General features: G+C 40.4%; 11 protein-coding genes and 1 pseudogene. 8 read left to right on the top strand and 4 right to left on the bottom strand.

Annotated features, from left to right (window positions below):
* Positions 1-280 precede the first annotated feature (280 nt).
* A complete protein-coding gene (locus tag IM500_RS12490) occupies positions 281-748 on the bottom strand; it encodes a DUF29 domain-containing protein (RefSeq protein WP_287738561.1) in 468 nt (155 codons plus the stop codon).
* 210 nt (positions 749-958) lie between these two features.
* Between IM500_RS12490 and IM500_RS12485 the strand changes: the two genes are divergently transcribed.
* The 5 genes from IM500_RS12485 to IM500_RS12465 all read left to right on the top strand — a co-directional run bounded on the left by IM500_RS12485 (position 959) and on the right by IM500_RS12465 (position 11336).
* A complete protein-coding gene (locus IM500_RS12485) occupies positions 959-3712 on the top strand; it encodes a class I SAM-dependent DNA methyltransferase (protein ID WP_190719666.1) in 2754 nt (917 codons plus the stop codon).
* 263 nt (positions 3713-3975) lie between these two features.
* The gene (locus IM500_RS12480; protein ID WP_287738559.1) at positions 3976-5139 is read left to right on the top strand and encodes a pyridoxal phosphate-dependent aminotransferase; all 1164 of its coding nucleotides are present in this window, start codon (positions 3976-3978) and stop codon (positions 5137-5139) included.
* 320 nt (positions 5140-5459) lie between these two features.
* Positions 5460-7157, top strand: a complete 1698-nt coding sequence (locus IM500_RS12475) for an SPFH domain-containing protein (protein ID WP_287738557.1) — start codon at positions 5460-5462, stop codon at positions 7155-7157.
* A gap of 94 nt (positions 7158-7251) precedes the next feature.
* The gene (locus IM500_RS12470) at positions 7252-10254 is read left to right on the top strand and encodes a D-Ala-D-Ala carboxypeptidase family metallohydrolase (protein ID WP_190719671.1); all 3003 of its coding nucleotides are present in this window, start codon (positions 7252-7254) and stop codon (positions 10252-10254) included.
* A gap of 44 nt (positions 10255-10298) precedes the next feature.
* A complete protein-coding gene (locus tag IM500_RS12465; protein ID WP_287738555.1) occupies positions 10299-11336 on the top strand; it encodes a hypothetical protein in 1038 nt (345 codons plus the stop codon).
* 4 nt (positions 11337-11340) lie between these two features.
* Here IM500_RS12465 and IM500_RS12460 read toward each other — a convergent pair whose 3' ends face one another.
* Together IM500_RS12460 and IM500_RS12455 are read right to left on the bottom strand one after the other, a co-directional pair.
* Positions 11341-11691 (bottom strand): hypothetical protein, encoded by a 351-nt coding sequence (locus IM500_RS12460; RefSeq protein WP_287738553.1) that lies wholly within the window; start codon positions 11689-11691, stop codon positions 11341-11343.
* Positions 11692-11812: 121 nt separating this feature from the next.
* Positions 11813-12535, bottom strand: a complete 723-nt coding sequence (locus tag IM500_RS12455) for a lysozyme (protein ID WP_190719679.1) — start codon at positions 12533-12535, stop codon at positions 11813-11815.
* A 359-nt stretch (positions 12536-12894) separates the two neighbouring features.
* Here IM500_RS12455 and IM500_RS12450 point away from each other — a divergent pair, with 359 nt between their 5' ends.
* From IM500_RS12450 to IM500_RS12440, 3 genes are all read left to right on the top strand, one after another.
* Positions 12895-13932, top strand: a complete 1038-nt coding sequence (locus IM500_RS12450; RefSeq protein WP_190719681.1) for a fatty acid desaturase — start codon at positions 12895-12897, stop codon at positions 13930-13932.
* Between the two features lie 392 nt (positions 13933-14324).
* Positions 14325-14588, top strand: coding sequence for a hypothetical protein (locus IM500_RS12445; protein ID WP_190719684.1), 264 nt, complete (start codon positions 14325-14327; stop codon positions 14586-14588).
* A complete protein-coding gene (locus IM500_RS12440; protein WP_190719687.1) occupies positions 14589-15056 on the top strand; it encodes a type II toxin-antitoxin system VapC family toxin in 468 nt (155 codons plus the stop codon).
* A 110-nt stretch (positions 15057-15166) separates the two neighbouring features.
* Here the strand turns inward: IM500_RS12440 and IM500_RS12435 are convergent.
* Positions 15167-15250 (bottom strand): annotated as a pseudogene (locus IM500_RS12435) (PEP-CTERM sorting domain-containing protein); the annotation flags it as partial.
* Between the last annotated feature and the right edge of the window lie 199 nt (positions 15251-15449).

Below are 15449 nucleotides of genomic sequence, written 5' to 3'. Positions count from 1 at the left end.
CCGAAGCATTCGGATAGAAAATCCACGGTTTCCCCGATAGGTTATTGCCCGAATGCTTCGCCCCTACAGGACGCGGGCCGATGAAGACGCAAGGTTTTGAACGACGATTCTCTCAAAATCTTGCACCTGTTTCGCTCGTAAAGCCACAAAACCCTTACCTTGCCTAGATTTCACATTTATTCAGCAAGCCCTATATAAATTAGGATGTTTTCGTCAATTGGGATTGGAGTTAGTCGAGTCATGAGTAATGCAAAAATTGAAAATTAACTTTTTTCTCTAGTCAATTGCCATAGAAGTTCTCATCTAAGATTTGCTCTGGCAAGAAAGGACAAATTTGAGGATACTCATTTTCTGGGGGAATCCGAACACCAAATTGAGCGAGTTTCCCTTCCTTAATTGCCACTTGACGAGCATATGGATAAGCTTCCTCGATAGCAGTTTCTAGATAGGATTTCAGGGAAGGCGTATCGCGTAAGTTTTTCTCAATTCGCTGGCGATGCTCAATAATAGAACAATACCAGCTATCCTTCATTGATGGCGGTGCGTCGTGCTGTACTTTTAATTTGAGCAAATGAGCCAAAAGAATCATCAAATTACTTTCTAAAGTTCTTTTTTCCGATTTTCCCAACTCGGTTAACTCCTCAATTAAGTTATCAGTATCCAGCGCAGCAAATTCCCGCTTCTGTAGGTGATTAATTGTTGTTGCGAGCCACAATTGAAAATCTTGTTCGTAGAGAGTTTTCGACATAGCGATAAGTTGTTCGTTCGAGTCAATAACTAGATTGGTAACTAAGCGGCTACAATTCTCAAGGCGTTACTAATTTCTAGCTTCCCTTGGAGTTTACCAAAAAATCACCTAAAATGGAAACTATCTGTATCCCTTGCTGACTGCCTATGGCTCCCTACACCATTTTCTACTATCGTTGAGCAAACCGGCGAACGATAAGGAGTTAAAACTATGCCTTTAAGTTGGAATGAAATAAAAAATCGCGCCATCGCTTTTCAAAAAGAGTGGGAAGGAGAGACTTCAGAAAAAGCAGAATCTCAATCTTTTTGGAATGAGTTTTTTCATGTCTTTGGCATTTCACGGCGTAGGGTAGCCAGTTTTGAGCAACCGATAAAAAAAGCAGATAATAAACAGGGTTTTATTGATTTACTCTGGAAAGGAACGATTTTAGTTGAGCATAAATCGAAGGGGAAAGATTTAGAAAAAGCCACACAACAGGCTAAGGATTATTTTCCCAATTTAAAGGAACATGAGTTACCGCGTTATATTTTAGTCTCGGATTTTCAACGGTTTAAATTATATGATTTAGATTCGGGCAATCAATGGGAATTTGAATTAAGCAATTTTGTTGATAACGTTCATTTATTTGATTTTATTGCTGGTTATGAAAAGCGAGTTTATAAAGACGAAGATCCCGTCAATATTCAAGCAGCCGAGTTAATGGGAAAACTTCATGATTACCTCAAAGAAATTGGTTATATGGGGCATGATTTAGAAGTTTATTTAGTGCGTTTATTATTTTGTTTATTTGCCGATGATACGGGTATTTTTAATAAGGGTATTTTCTGGGAATATATCGATCTACATACCAAAGAAGATGGCAGTGATTTGGCGATGCACATCGCTTCTATTTTTCAGGTTTTGAATACACCAGAAGAAAAAAGATTAAAAAATATCGATGAGAATTTAACTCAATTTCCCTACATAAATGGCAAGTTATTTGAGGAGTCGTTACCTTTAGCAGCTTTTGATAGCAAGATGCGAGTCATGTTATTAGAAGCTTGTGCTTTTGATTGGGGGAAAATTTCCCCTGCTATTTTTGGCTCTATGTTTCAAGCGGTAATGAATCCAAAAGAACGACGCAATTTAGGGGCGCATTATACCTCCGAGAAAAATATTCAAAAGGTGATTAAACCGTTATTTTTAGATGATTTATCCAGAGAATTTGAGAAGATTAAAGGCAATCGCAATAAATTACTAGAATTTCAGAAAAAGATTGCTAATTTATATTTTCTTGATCCTGCCTGTGGTTGCGGCAATTTTTTAATTATTACCTATCGGGAGTTACGCGATTTAGAGATTTTGGTATTACAGGAGTTAGATAAAACGGGGCAGTTAGTAACAGATATTAGTGCTATTATTCAGGTGGATGTTAATCAGTTTGCTGGTATTGAATACGATGAGTTTGCGGTGAGGGTGGCAGAAGTGGCGATGTGGTTAATTGATCATCAGATGAATGTTAAAGTTAGTAATACTTTTGGTCAATATTTTGTGCGTTTACCATTAAAGAAAGCGGCAAAGATTGTTAATGGAAATGCCTTGCGGATTGATTGGGAGGAACTTATATCAAAAGAGAAGCTCAATTTTATTTTAGGGAATCCTCCTTTTGTGGGTAAAAAAGAGCAAAATTTGGCTCAAAAAGCTGACATGAATCGTGTTTTAGGAGACGTTAAAGGATCAGGTGTTTTAGATTATGTAACCGCATGGTATATTAAAGCGGCTCAGTATATTCAAGGAACAATCATCCGTTGTGCTTTTGTTAGTACCAATTCAATTACGCAGGGTGAACAAGTTGGCGTTTTATGGCAGGAGCTTTTTAACAAATATGAAATTAAAATCTATTTTGCTCATCGCACATTTAGCTGGAAAAATGAGGCTAAGGGAAATGCAGCAGTTCATTGTGTAATTATTGGATTTGCTGTACAGGATATTGAAAATAAAAAGATTTTTGATTATGCTGATGTTAAAGGTGAACCGACGGAAAGGACAGTTAAAAATATCAATCCATATTTAGTGCAAGGCTCAGATGTCATCCTTCAAAAGAGAAGCAAACCTATATCCAATCTGCCTGATATTAATTATGGTAGTATGCCTATTGATAATGGTATATTGATTCTTTCAGATGCAGAAAAAATAGAGTTTATAAAAAAAGAACCTTTATCCGAAAAATTTATCAAACAGTATTCAGGGGGTAAAGAGTCTATTCATAATATTAAACGTTGGTGTTTATGGCTTATAGACTCTAAACCCATAGAACTAAAAAAAATGCCTCTTGTTTTAGAAAGAATCGAGCAGGTAAAAATATATCGTGAAAGTAGTGGTAGAGCAACCACGGTAAAACTTGCTCAAACTCCATATCTTTTTGGTGAGATTAGACAACCTAAAACAGATTATATTCTTATTCCAAAAGTCTCTTCTGAAAACAGAAAATATATTCCAATCACAATCAATACCAAAGATATTATTGCCAGTGGTAGTTCTCTCGTTGTTGCTTATGCAGATTTGTTGACTTATGGAGTTTTACTTTCAGAAATGCACATGGCATGGGTTAAATATGTCTGTGGAAGAACCAAAAGCGACTATCAGTATTCAAACACCATCGTTTATAATAACTACCCCTTTCCAGAAAATATCACCGACAAACAAAAACAAACCGTTGAAACTTGCGCTCAAACTGTGCTAGATACAAGGGTAAAATATCCCGATAGTAGCCTTGCGGATTTATACGATACTTTAACCATGCCTCCCGACTTGCTCAAAGCTCACCAAAAACTCGATAAAGCCGTTGATTTGTGTTATCGTCCCCAACCCTTTACCAGTGAATTAAACCGTATTGAATACCTTTTTGAACTCTATGAAAAATTAACCGCTCCCCTACTCCCTACCAGCAAACAAAAACCCCCGAAAAGAAAAAATCCTCAATAACGAAGGCAATATGCAATAGGCAATAGGCAAAAGGAGATTATTTTTATTTATTCTCCCCATCACCCCACACCCCACACCCCACACCCCACACCCCACACCCCACACCCCACTTCCCCATCACCCCATCACCCCATCACCCCATTCCCATCCCTAAGCGCCGCAATTCCGGAGATTATATAAAAAAACACCCAGAACAATCGGGGTAATGGACAATACTAAAGGTTGTGTAGGTCATCAGAAAAGCCCTTTCAGGGTAAAATACTATGAAACTAGCGTCACGAGTCAATCAAGTCACCCCCTCCCTTACCCTAGCTATCGACTCTCTGGCCAAGGAAATGAAGAAAAACGGCGAAGATGTCTGTAGTTTTAGCGCCGGGGAGCCAGATTTCGACACACCCACTCACATCAGAGCTGCCGCGAAAAAGGCCCTCGATGAGGGAAAAACTCGCTACGGACCGGCTGCCGGGGAAGCGGGGTTAAGAAAAGCCATCGCCGAGAAATTGCTGCGGGATAATCAACTAGCATACAATGCCGATAATGTCATCGTCACCAATGGCGGTAAACAGTCTCTCTACAATCTGATCATGGCGTTAATTGAAGCGGGGGACGAAGTAATTATTCCCGCACCCTACTGGTTGAGTTATCCTGAAATGGTGACGTTAGCGGGGGGAACATCGGTTATAGTGAACACTAGCCTAGAGAATCACTATAAAATCACCCCCGAACAGCTAGAAGCGGCAATTACACCGAAAACTAAATTATTTGTCCTCAATTCTCCCTCTAATCCCACCGGTATTGTCTATACTCCCGAAGAAATCGCAGCTTTAGCAAAAATTGTGGTTGAAAAGGATATTTTAGTGGTTTCTGATGAAATTTACGAGAAAATCCTCTACGATGGCGCAATTCACCGCAGTATCGCTTCTTTTGGTCCAGAAATCTTTCAGCGCAGTATTATTAGTAATGGTTTTGCTAAAGCTTTCTCGATGACGGGGTGGCGCGTCGGTTACATAGCAGGACCGGTGGAAATTGTCAAGGCTATGACTAAGATCCAAAGTCATAGTACCTCCAATGTCTGCACTTTTGCCCAATACGGTGCGATCGCTGCTTTGGAGAGTTCCCAAGATTGCATCGAGGAAATGGTCAAAGCTTTTAGCGAGCGCCGACAGTATATTTTAGAACGAGTGCGAGCCATTCCCGGACTCAATTGTCCTACTCCCAACGGTGCTTTTTATGTGTTTATCGATATTAGTCAAACTGGTTTAAAATCCCGGGATTTTTGTCAGAAACTGCTCGAAACCCAAAAAGTAGCTGCTATCCCCGGTATTGCTTTCGGTGCCGATGATTGTATTCGTCTTTCCTACGCTACAGACCTAAAGACGATTGAAAAAGGATTCGATCGCATTGATCAGTTTATCGGCAGTTTGTAGGATGATTACTTTGTCTGTTAGGGTGAACAAAATTCGCCCTTTTTTTTCGGTTTTAACAGCTTAGGTGAGTTGCTCACCTAGAAGGTGATTCAGGCATATTTGAGTATAATTTTCTATCTCAATTGTTAAGCAAAAATTGACCAAATATTAAGAGTTCGTAACTATTCTGATTGACTGGTATCACTGGAAATGCCCACGCAAACCACAAAATTGCACAATTGTCAATAGGGTTTGAGATGCGCTCACCCTGTAAATGAAACAGCCCTACCCCTGAACGGTTATAAATTTTTGTTAACATATTATCCACCGAAGAACCATGAATGTTAGGATTGCTGGCAATTCCCGATCTGAATCTTTACTATATGAGAGCAGTACAACCCAGCCAAACAGAGCCTGTTATTGTCGCTCAATCTTCCTCTGAACCTTCCCGATCAAATCCACCGCCAGGTAACGGCAGTTTCCCTTTAGTGCCGATAGGAGTAACTGTTGTGCTTACTTTGATGCTGGTTGCTTTGTGGTCGCAAAAAGACAAAATTATTGGGGGTTTCAAGGCATGGACTGAACCAGAACCAGACTCAGACACGATTAGATCCCAAGAATTTGCTGTTGATATAGAAGTATCAAATATTCGTACTCAGGATTATTTACGAGCCAATGTACAAGCGACAATTTATGTCTATATTGCCGACACCAAAGAAGACAACCAAAAGGCTCAAAAATTTTTGGTAGAAGAAGACAGTATTTCAACCGTAGCCGTAGAGAAAGCTGTTAAAAAACGCGCCGAAACCGCCCTACGAGGAAGTGCCAGTAAACATACATTAGACTATCTGCATACAAATCGCACAGAGGTGGGAAAAGAAGCTACGACTATACTTGGTAACTGCCTAAATCCTCTAGGATTAACTGTTAGAGACCTAGTTATTGGTGAAATTGAAGAAAGTGCCAACTATACTGCTGACAACTATTTCGATGCCAAGGCAGTTGAGGCTCGAACAAAAGTTATTCAACCGGCAATTCTGGCAACTCGCACGGAAGAGTTAAAGACGGAAGAAGCAATACGAAAACAGGAATTAGATACGGAAGAAACAATACGAAAACAGGAATTAGAGAAAGGCAGAGATATAAGGCTAAAGGAATTAGAGATAGGGATTGAACTGGAAAATCAAGAGCTTACACATCAAGAAACATCTTTGAAAAATTTAGAAACACTGGAAAAAGTCGAAAAGAGGAAGACTGATCATGAGCTAATTATAGAAAAATACCAAAATGAAAAAGAAAAAGAACTACAGGAGGCGATTGAAACCTCTGAATTAGCTTTAAAGAAAAAGCTCGAAATTGCTGAGTTAAAGGACAAAGAAGAGCTAGAATCCCTCAAACACGAAACAGAGATTAAAATTCAACTTAACAAGCTCCTACAGGACACAGACTTAATTGAAAAAAATAAAACGTTTCGCTTACAACAAGCAACAGTCAATCAAGCAATAGAAACGGGAGAAATTGCCGCAATCATCTCGATTATTAGTAAAGAAAAAGAACGGCTGGAAACAGAAATAGAACGCGCCGAAGCAGAAGAAGCTGTTACTACAGCAATTGAAAAAGCCCAAGCAGAACGCCAGAAGCTGCAAGCGGAAATAGCCGCAGAGTCAGTGGAGAACGAAGCAAAAACTATCGAACGTTTGGCAGAAGCAGAAGGTAAGCGTTACCATCTCATACCGGCTACGGATGCCGAGCGCACGGCTAAAATGGTTCGGGAGTTAGCACCTCAATTAATAGAAAATTTACCCCAGGTTGTTGAAATTGCTAAAGCATTAGCTCCCCAAGCGGGGATTTTGGGAGACTCCAATATCTATAATTTTCCCAATGGAAATGGAGAAGAGATTAACAAGTTGATGCTTTCCACCAGTGGTATGTTACTGATTCAATCTTTACTAAATGGTAAGTTAGGAGATTTATTAGGTAAATCGCTCCGCTCTTTGAATAACGATAGCAACAGCGGACAGGATAATTCTGACGGATAAGTAACAGCGAGATTGAGTCATCTAAGCCCATTAATCCCTGCCAATAAAAATAATTTTTCAACAGTAAACAAACTGAGTTTTGGAGTCTAAATTCATGAACAAAGCAAAACAAAAACCTCCCCTAACATTTCCCCCCTTTCCCAAGACTACTAATTTCATTCTTACTTTTTTATTAGGACTTGGTATGGCTCTTGGCTTTGCTAAGTTAATCAGTTTTACAAGTTTTGCGAGTAACAATGACACCAAAATTAGCGGTTTGCAAGGTTACTTACAATGGTTCAATGGCATAAATACTATCTATCTAAGCCTGATACTAGCTGGGGCACTTGGTGGATTACTTTACTCCATATTGCTTGACGGCGAGTTAGAATTGCCGTCTTGGAGTAAGAAAAATCCCAATAATCTCAACCCTGGCTTTTTGGGAGAAATTTTTGTTGGCATAGGTGGGGCATTTATCGCCTATAAGTTCTTACCCCAGGAACTTAGAAAATCTGGCGATCCGGGCTTAGAAATCACGATTTTTGTCACTGGATTGGTGGGCGGCTACGGTGGTAAAGCTATCCTAGATGCGGCATTAGAGAAGGTAATTAACCGTATAAAAACGGCTGACCTAGCCAAAGAGAAAGCAGAATCTCAGGCAAAAGAACTCGAAGAAAAAACATACATCCGCAATCTAGTCAACCAGCAGATTCAAGAAGGGCTAAATCAGTCCGAATTATCAGAAATGCAAGAGAAACTTGAAGCCGCTAGTGATGATGTTAAAGAACGTGCTTTTAATCTTGCCCATGATGCCCGTAGCTTGGGAAGGAGAACTCTAACATTTAAAGATCGGGTCAATAGAACAATTCCGATTTTTCAGGCTCTGGTAGCCAGTGATAACAATAATCCTTCGTATAATGCAGAGTTAGGTTATGCTTATATCAGTTCACAGACTCCTGATTTAGACAAAGCCATCTCCTATCTCGATCGCGCCATCGAACTACGAGTACCGGGGTCATCAACGGAGGGAGATAGCTGGAAGTATGAAATGAATCGGGCGATTGCCCGAATTGGCCTTGGCAATTCTCAATCAAGGGATGATATCCTCAAGGATTTGTTTGCTGTTGAGCAGAGGAAAGAACTAGCGCAAGCTATTGACGAGTATGAAAGGGATGGAGTAGATGGGGGAAATAATTCCATAAAAAACTGGCTGATCCAAAATCAAGATTGGGTGAGTCAACAGACTAACGGGAAAGCCTTACTTGATAAAATTCAACTTTCTGCGGCGGCGAAACCTGTCACCTCAACCTTATCAGTAACCCAGAATCGGGCAGATTTGGTCGCTGCCCCCCCCAATACAAAGATTAAAGCAACCATTAAAACCTATCTGAAAAAGCAGCCCATTGATTCATCACAACTCGGTGAAAACGAGAAAAAAGAAGTTCCCGTGGGTACAGAGTATAAAATCCTCAAGCATTCACAAGAATCTGATGGACATTACCTCGTTGAATTAGACTACGGCCAGGGAATTTGGTATGTTTGGTCAGATCACTGGTACTTACCCTGGGAACACAAGATACTATCATCTGTTCCCCAGTCCAGTAAAAATGGTTCAGCGCGGGAAGCCATTGACCAATTATCAAGAATTTCTGCCATCTCCCTAACAAATAGAGGAACCCTCAAAGCCGCAGCCACCCGCTCGATTCAAAGATCAGCTACAGCCACAAAGGTAGAACCCGAAAATTGGGTCATTGCGCCCCCCAATACCATCATCAAGGCAACTACTAAAACCTATCTGAAAAAGCAGCCTATTGATTCATCAGACCTCGGTGAAAACGAGAAAAAAGAAGTTCCTGTGGGCAGAGAGTACAAAGTCCTCAAGTATTCAGAAGAAATTGACGGACATTGCCTAGTGGAGTTAGACTACGGTGCTGGCATTTGGTATCTTTGGTCGGATCATTGGCATTTACCTTGGCAAAAATCTAGCAAAGACAATGGCCGATCATCTGTATCCGCGCCAGAATCAAGTCAGCATCAAGGCGTTAATCTTGTAACTCGTCAGCAAGCTGAGTCTGTCTATGGACGTAAAATGAGTGATAAACAATTCAATGACTTAAACTCTTGTTTACAGCGATTTGAAATTAATACAGTGCCACGAATTAGACATTTTCTCAGCCAAACAGCCCATGAATCAGGAGGACTGCGTTGGATGGAAGAAATTGCCAGTGGTAGTGCTTATGAAGGTCGCCGAGATTTGGGAAATACCTCTCCCGGTGATGGTCGTAAATATAAAGGTGCTGGTGTTATTCAATTAACTGGACGGCATAATTATCAGAAATTTGCAGACTTTATCAAGGATCAAAAAGTCATGCAGGGACATAGCTATGTTGCTCAAGTTTATCCTTTTACCAGTGCTGGATTTTGGTGGAAGAATAATAACATGAATGCTCTTTGCGATCGGGGTGGAACTGTTAAAGAGGTAACAAAAAGGGTTAATGGTGGTTATAACGGACTATCGGATCGTCAGCGTTATTACGATAAAGCTTGTCAAGTTATCAAACAATTACCTTCTACACCTTTACATACGGAAGAGTTAGCCGCAAAGCCTGAAACAGGCAAGGCAGCGACAGAATCTAGCGATCAGGTTAGCAAAGTCGAAGTGGTTAGGGAAATGCCCAAAATTTTGACTCCGAAAGATGTAGATTGGAGTGATATGTCCACCCATTTAACCCCCCATTTCACTCTAGGAGAAAACTTACGAAACGACCCCCGACGCATTCCGCACGACACCACTTTGCAAAATAACATACTCACGATTATGCGAGAGTTGGAGAAGATTCGCACTGACTACGGTAAGCCCATTATCATCACTTCTGGGTATCGCCCTGAGCAAATCAATCGTGCTGTGGGAGGGGTAAGTAACTCGCAGCATATCCGAGGAACTGCGGTCGATATTTGCCCTGCTCATGGAGATGTGTTTGAATTTCAAAAGTGGGTAGATCAACACTGGTATGGTGCCTTGGGTTGGGGGGCAAAAAAGGGCTTCGTTCATATTGATTGTCGCAATGGAAAGGGATGGAAAACGGGAGGCGAAAAAGGTGTCAGATGGAACTATTGATGCCATGTAAAACTTTATAAATACACCCTTAGGAGGATGCTTAAATGACAATCACAACCATCGGCAGAGTACCGATTACGGAACCCGGACCATTACTCGATCCATTCCTTAAAGATGATAATGCTTTAATTGCTGCTGCCGAAGATTTTACAGTCTCTATAAATACTATTTCACCTCAACTTTATAGTAAGTATAGAGAAGAGTATAAAGCTGGACAATGGGGTAATGATTATTTTGCTGTAATGAGTCAGATAGGATTAGGAGATATAGAAAAACCTATCATTAAAGCTCACTACCTCAATCACATTAATAATATGAATAGACTGACCCATGATTTACTTACTACTTGGGCAGAAAATGTAGCGATTATTGAAGATTTCCAAAAAGACAAGAAAACAGAAAGACTATATTTATCATTCAGTAGTTTTTGTCAGGGATTAGGAGACTCAAAATTAGATCAAGTGACAGGAGCATTACAAGAAGTTGTTCGTGAAGTAGGCGGCACTTTTCCCATTCTCGTTCCTTTTACAGCTTTAGGAACAGCAGCTTTAGAAGGAGTTAATAATATTCTCAAAACCATACTAGATGCGGAATTTAGACCTCAAGTAAAAACTGTAGAATTTGCTTTTTATCCTGGCGATCAGAACCGCCTTCCCAACATTGGTGAAGCTCCCTTACAGACAGGAGCATATGCCTTTTTCTTTGAAGAAGTTGAATTAGAATCCCTACAAATGGAACGGAATGGTACTATTACTTCAACTCGTAATGAACCAGTAAGTCCCTACATTGTTGTTAATATCAAAAAAGGAATTACCTTGGCACCGGGTCAAATTGAGAAACACTTGGCAACGGAAGTCTTGGAGACTTACAATAAATCTTATGGCAATCAACTCAATGCTGGAAATATATCTGGCAGTTATTTTAGTGCTTTAGAAGAACTAGGTAAAACAATACGCTTATCGACAGCTACACAACGATATTTTGAGTTGAGAGGAAAAGGAGACCAACTCACTGAAAGTGAAACACAACGCCTGCAATCCTTATATACCTACTTAAAAGAAAATTTAATCAGTTTTGATTAAACGATTAATCCTGCCATGAACCACTTTCTTCAAGTAAAAGCTTGCCGTTTTTATAAATTCTTATTATCCCACTTTCTGTGACAAAGTAACGATAATTTCCATTAATAAACTCGTAGCCGAGAAATTGACAGGGAGTAACCCTATCTGAACACAAACGATAAACAGTTCTCCCAGTAAGTTTAATGGATTCTGCGGTTCTTAAACTTGTTCCAGTGTAGGAGACATTGTTGCACACTACCTCTCCTTCAGGACAATTTCTAGTAATCTTGACAACAAAATTTCTCGTTTGTAAGGTTTCTGCAAGAGTTGTTTTACTCCAAAACAAGCAGATAAACAATAAAAACAGAGTTCTCATCAAGAAATTTTGCTTAAAACCGACAAACAATAATCCCATACTTTATTCCAGTAGCAAATAAATATCTCTCTGCGTTCTCTGTGTCTCTGTGGTGCAAATATCACCCCAGAGACACAACTACTTACTTAGCAAATTTCCCCTTACCTTGCCACAATTCCCCCTCAGCCTTGCGCCGTCGCAGCAGACCTTCATGGACATTGGAACCTGGATTAGAGTAGAGTTCTAAAACCTTGGGTACATCATTCCAGCGTTTATCTCGCAAAGCAGAAGTGATAGAATTAAAACCGGGATTACCGTAGAAATAATCGCCCAAATTATAAGCAAACGAAATCAATGCTGAACGCTGATTATCATTCATCTCATTCCAATAAGGAATTGAAGCAGCCAGATGATTTACGGTGTTTTCAAGATCGTGGGATAAATAACTCTGAGCGGTTGCTAAAGTGATCTTTGGATCGCCAAAACGAACAGGTTTGCCATTAGGATACCGAGTTGTTCCAATCCCAATCGTCGCCACTCCTACGCCATCATTATAAACATGAGGGACAAAACCTTCAAACTCAGTTATAATCTGAACTGCTTGTTCAGGAACTTTGCTACTACTTCCTTCTGTTTCTATAGACTCTGGAATAGGAGACCAATCTTTTTCAAAGATATACCAGACACCAGCACCAAAACTGAGGGTTACTTTTAAATGTCCGTTGGGTGCAGATTCCACCTTGTCGATGCTGATGGTTTGTCCGGCTTTGTAAATCTTTTTCTCAGTATCGGGTAGCTTACTGGATTGTTCTGTCGATTTCTTGATCGCAGTGTCGTGAAGTGCTGTCAAAGTTGCTATTGCCATAAATGGACCTCTAAACTTATCTGCTGACAAAACAATGTTAATCTATTTGGTTCTTCGTTGCTTGGTCTGGTTTGATCGGGTGGATAACACGAACCGAAGAGCCAGTCTATTGTATGGATGTCCAAGGGGACAGACGGACAGACAGGGGGAGAATGTGATTAACTTTCCCTAGGGGCTTTTGTTAAGTTACATTAAGCCCTACAATATGATTCTGGTGAGTTAGACGAAATTCGCTCGATCGCTCGGTCTTATCCGCTCCTAGCTGAGATAGAGAAAAGATAGCGCACCGAGAAACAGAAAAGTTTAGTTCTCAAGCTTTCGTCAATACTGCCCTGTCATCTATCTTGAGTTATAACCTAGTGTCCCAAACCCTACCTAAACCCTCCCTAAAAAGAGAATTTTTGCCATTTACCCTACAGGATGTCCGTCTAGCTATCCCGGCCCGTTGCTTCCAATCAAGCGTTTTTCGCTCTTTAGCCTACTTTTTTTTTGATATTGGCATCATTACCCTACTTTACTGGATAACTTACCAGATTAATCAAGCATGGTTCTTCCCACTTTTTTGGTTTATGCAGGGAACCATGTTTTGGGCCCTATTTGTCGTCGGTCACGATTGCGGTCACGGTTCCTTTTCCCGTTATCGTTGGTTAAATAACTTAATCGGTCATCTCAGTCATACTCCCATTCTCGTACCTTTCCACGGTTGGCGCATCAGTCATCGCACCCATCACGCTAATACCGGCAATATCGACACCGATGAAAGTTGGTACCCCGTCACGGAAACCCAGTATAACAATATGGCCTGGTACGAAAAATTAGCTCGTTTTCAGCTAATTTTATTTGTTTATCCCCTTTATCTTTTCCGTCGTTCCCCTAATAAACAGGGGTCCCATTTTATGCCCGAAAGCCCCCTCTTTCGCCCCTCGGAACGGTGGCAGGTACTGACTAGCACCGTTTGCTGTACCTTTATGTTAGGTCTATTAATCGGGGTTGGTGTTAGCCAAGGCTTTTGGTTTCTGTTTAACTACTACATCATGCCCTATATCGTCTTTGTGGTTTGGTTGGACCTAGTGACATTCCTACACCACACCGAAGATGATATTCCCTGGTATCGCGGTCAAGACTGGTACTTTCTCAAAGGGGCGCTTTCTACCATCGATCGCGATTATGGCATCTTTAATCCCATCCATCACCAAATTGGTACTCACGTCGCCCATCATATTTTTATCACTATTCCCCACTATCATCTCCAAGAAGCAACCGAGGCCATCCGTCCCGTCTTAGGAGACTATTATCGCGTCTCGAAAGAACCGATTTTCAAATCTCTCTGGCGGTCCTACCGCAATTGTCATTTTGTCAGTGACCAAGGCAGTAAGATTTTTTACCGCAAAAACTGATCCTATCTTAGCTATGAGGAGAAAACGGCAGCAAAATCTGCCTCCTCCTCTCACACCGAGAATAGTTGCCAAAACTGGGGATAAAGTCTTTGTCTTTATTTGATTTATTGGCAAGGAATTAAGCTGATGCAGTGAAATTGAACGACTTACAAAGGGAATGACATTGGCAGAATTGGCCAAGAATCAAACAAATATCCAAGCGGTTCTCTAGGATTTGATCATTTTGCTTTTCAACAGCTACTGACAAGAGGATATTAAGCGCCTAGAATCTAAAAATTTACGATCAAGCAGGTCTAAAGAGTGAGTTTTTATGATACTGTCTATTGTACTAACTCAATTATAACTTTGCTATAAAATATTAATTACTCAGACAGCAAAAAAAGTAGCAGATTATGACACGGGCAATCCTTACTCAAATCTTGAATCAGCTTGAGACTCTTGAGCTAAAAGAACTTCAGCTGCTTAATCAGAAGATTCAACAGTATCTTATGGATAAAGAAGAAGCTGAGAAACAAGCGGTATTTCACCAATCTCTTCTTGATGCTGGATTAGTCAAGCAGATTAAGCGTCCTTCATCTCAACCGATAACTGAGCGACGATTGATTGAAATCGAGGGAAAACCTATTTCAGAAACGATTATTGAGGAACGCCGTTAAATGGCACTTTATTTCTTAGATAGTAGTGCCTTGGTCAAGCGTTATATCAGCGAAACCGGTTCAGCGTGGGTATTGGGATTATTTGCTGCTGCTTTAAATAATGAAATATTTATTGCCGCAATCGCCAAGGTAGAAATTGTGGCTGCTATTACGCGAAGATCCCGCACTGGAAGTATTAGCGTTACGGATGCAACAGCAATAGTTCATCAGTTGAGAAAGGACTCGCTTAAAGATTATCAAGTCATTGAAATTACCGAAAGTATAATTAATTCAGGAATGGTATTAGCGGAAACTTATGGTTTAAGAGGTTATGACGCAATCCAGTTAGCAGTAGGTTGTGCTGTTAATACACTTTGCCTAGCTAGTGGTTTACCTTCTATCACTTTTGTCTCGGCAGATAATGAATTGAATGTTGCTGTTATCAGTGAGGAATTGCTGATGGAAAATCCTAATAATCATCCGTCTTAAGTAAGCGATAAGCTGTGAACTCTGAAATTTTTAGAGTTTAAAAAGGTGGAAAAAATAAACCCCTTCAAGTGAGTGAATGAAGGGGCATTTATGGTATTTTTAGAAGCAATTTAGCCTACTTTTGTGGTTTCTTTTTCAGTAGATTTGGATGGTTTTAGTTTGCGCTTCAGGGTTGAAGCTGCGCCGAGTGTACTAGGTAATAGGAGTCTTAAAGTTCAAGTTTTCCAGAAAGAAAATTAAACTAATTAGGGCTTGCTGAATAAAGGTGAAATGTAGGCAAGGTAAGGGTTTTGTGGCTTTTCTCGCGAAACAGGTGCAAGATTTTGAGAGAATCGTGCTTCAAAACCTTGCGTCTTCATCGGCCCGCGTCCTGTATGGGCGAAGCATTCGGAT

The organism is Microcystis sp. M179S2, assembly GCF_020245805.1.
GTDB classification, from domain to species: Bacteria; Cyanobacteriota; Cyanobacteriia; order Cyanobacteriales; family Microcystaceae; genus Microcystis; species Microcystis aeruginosa.
The sequence above is the reverse complement of the archived record's forward strand: the minus strand, read 5'-3'. Positions and strand labels throughout refer to the sequence as shown.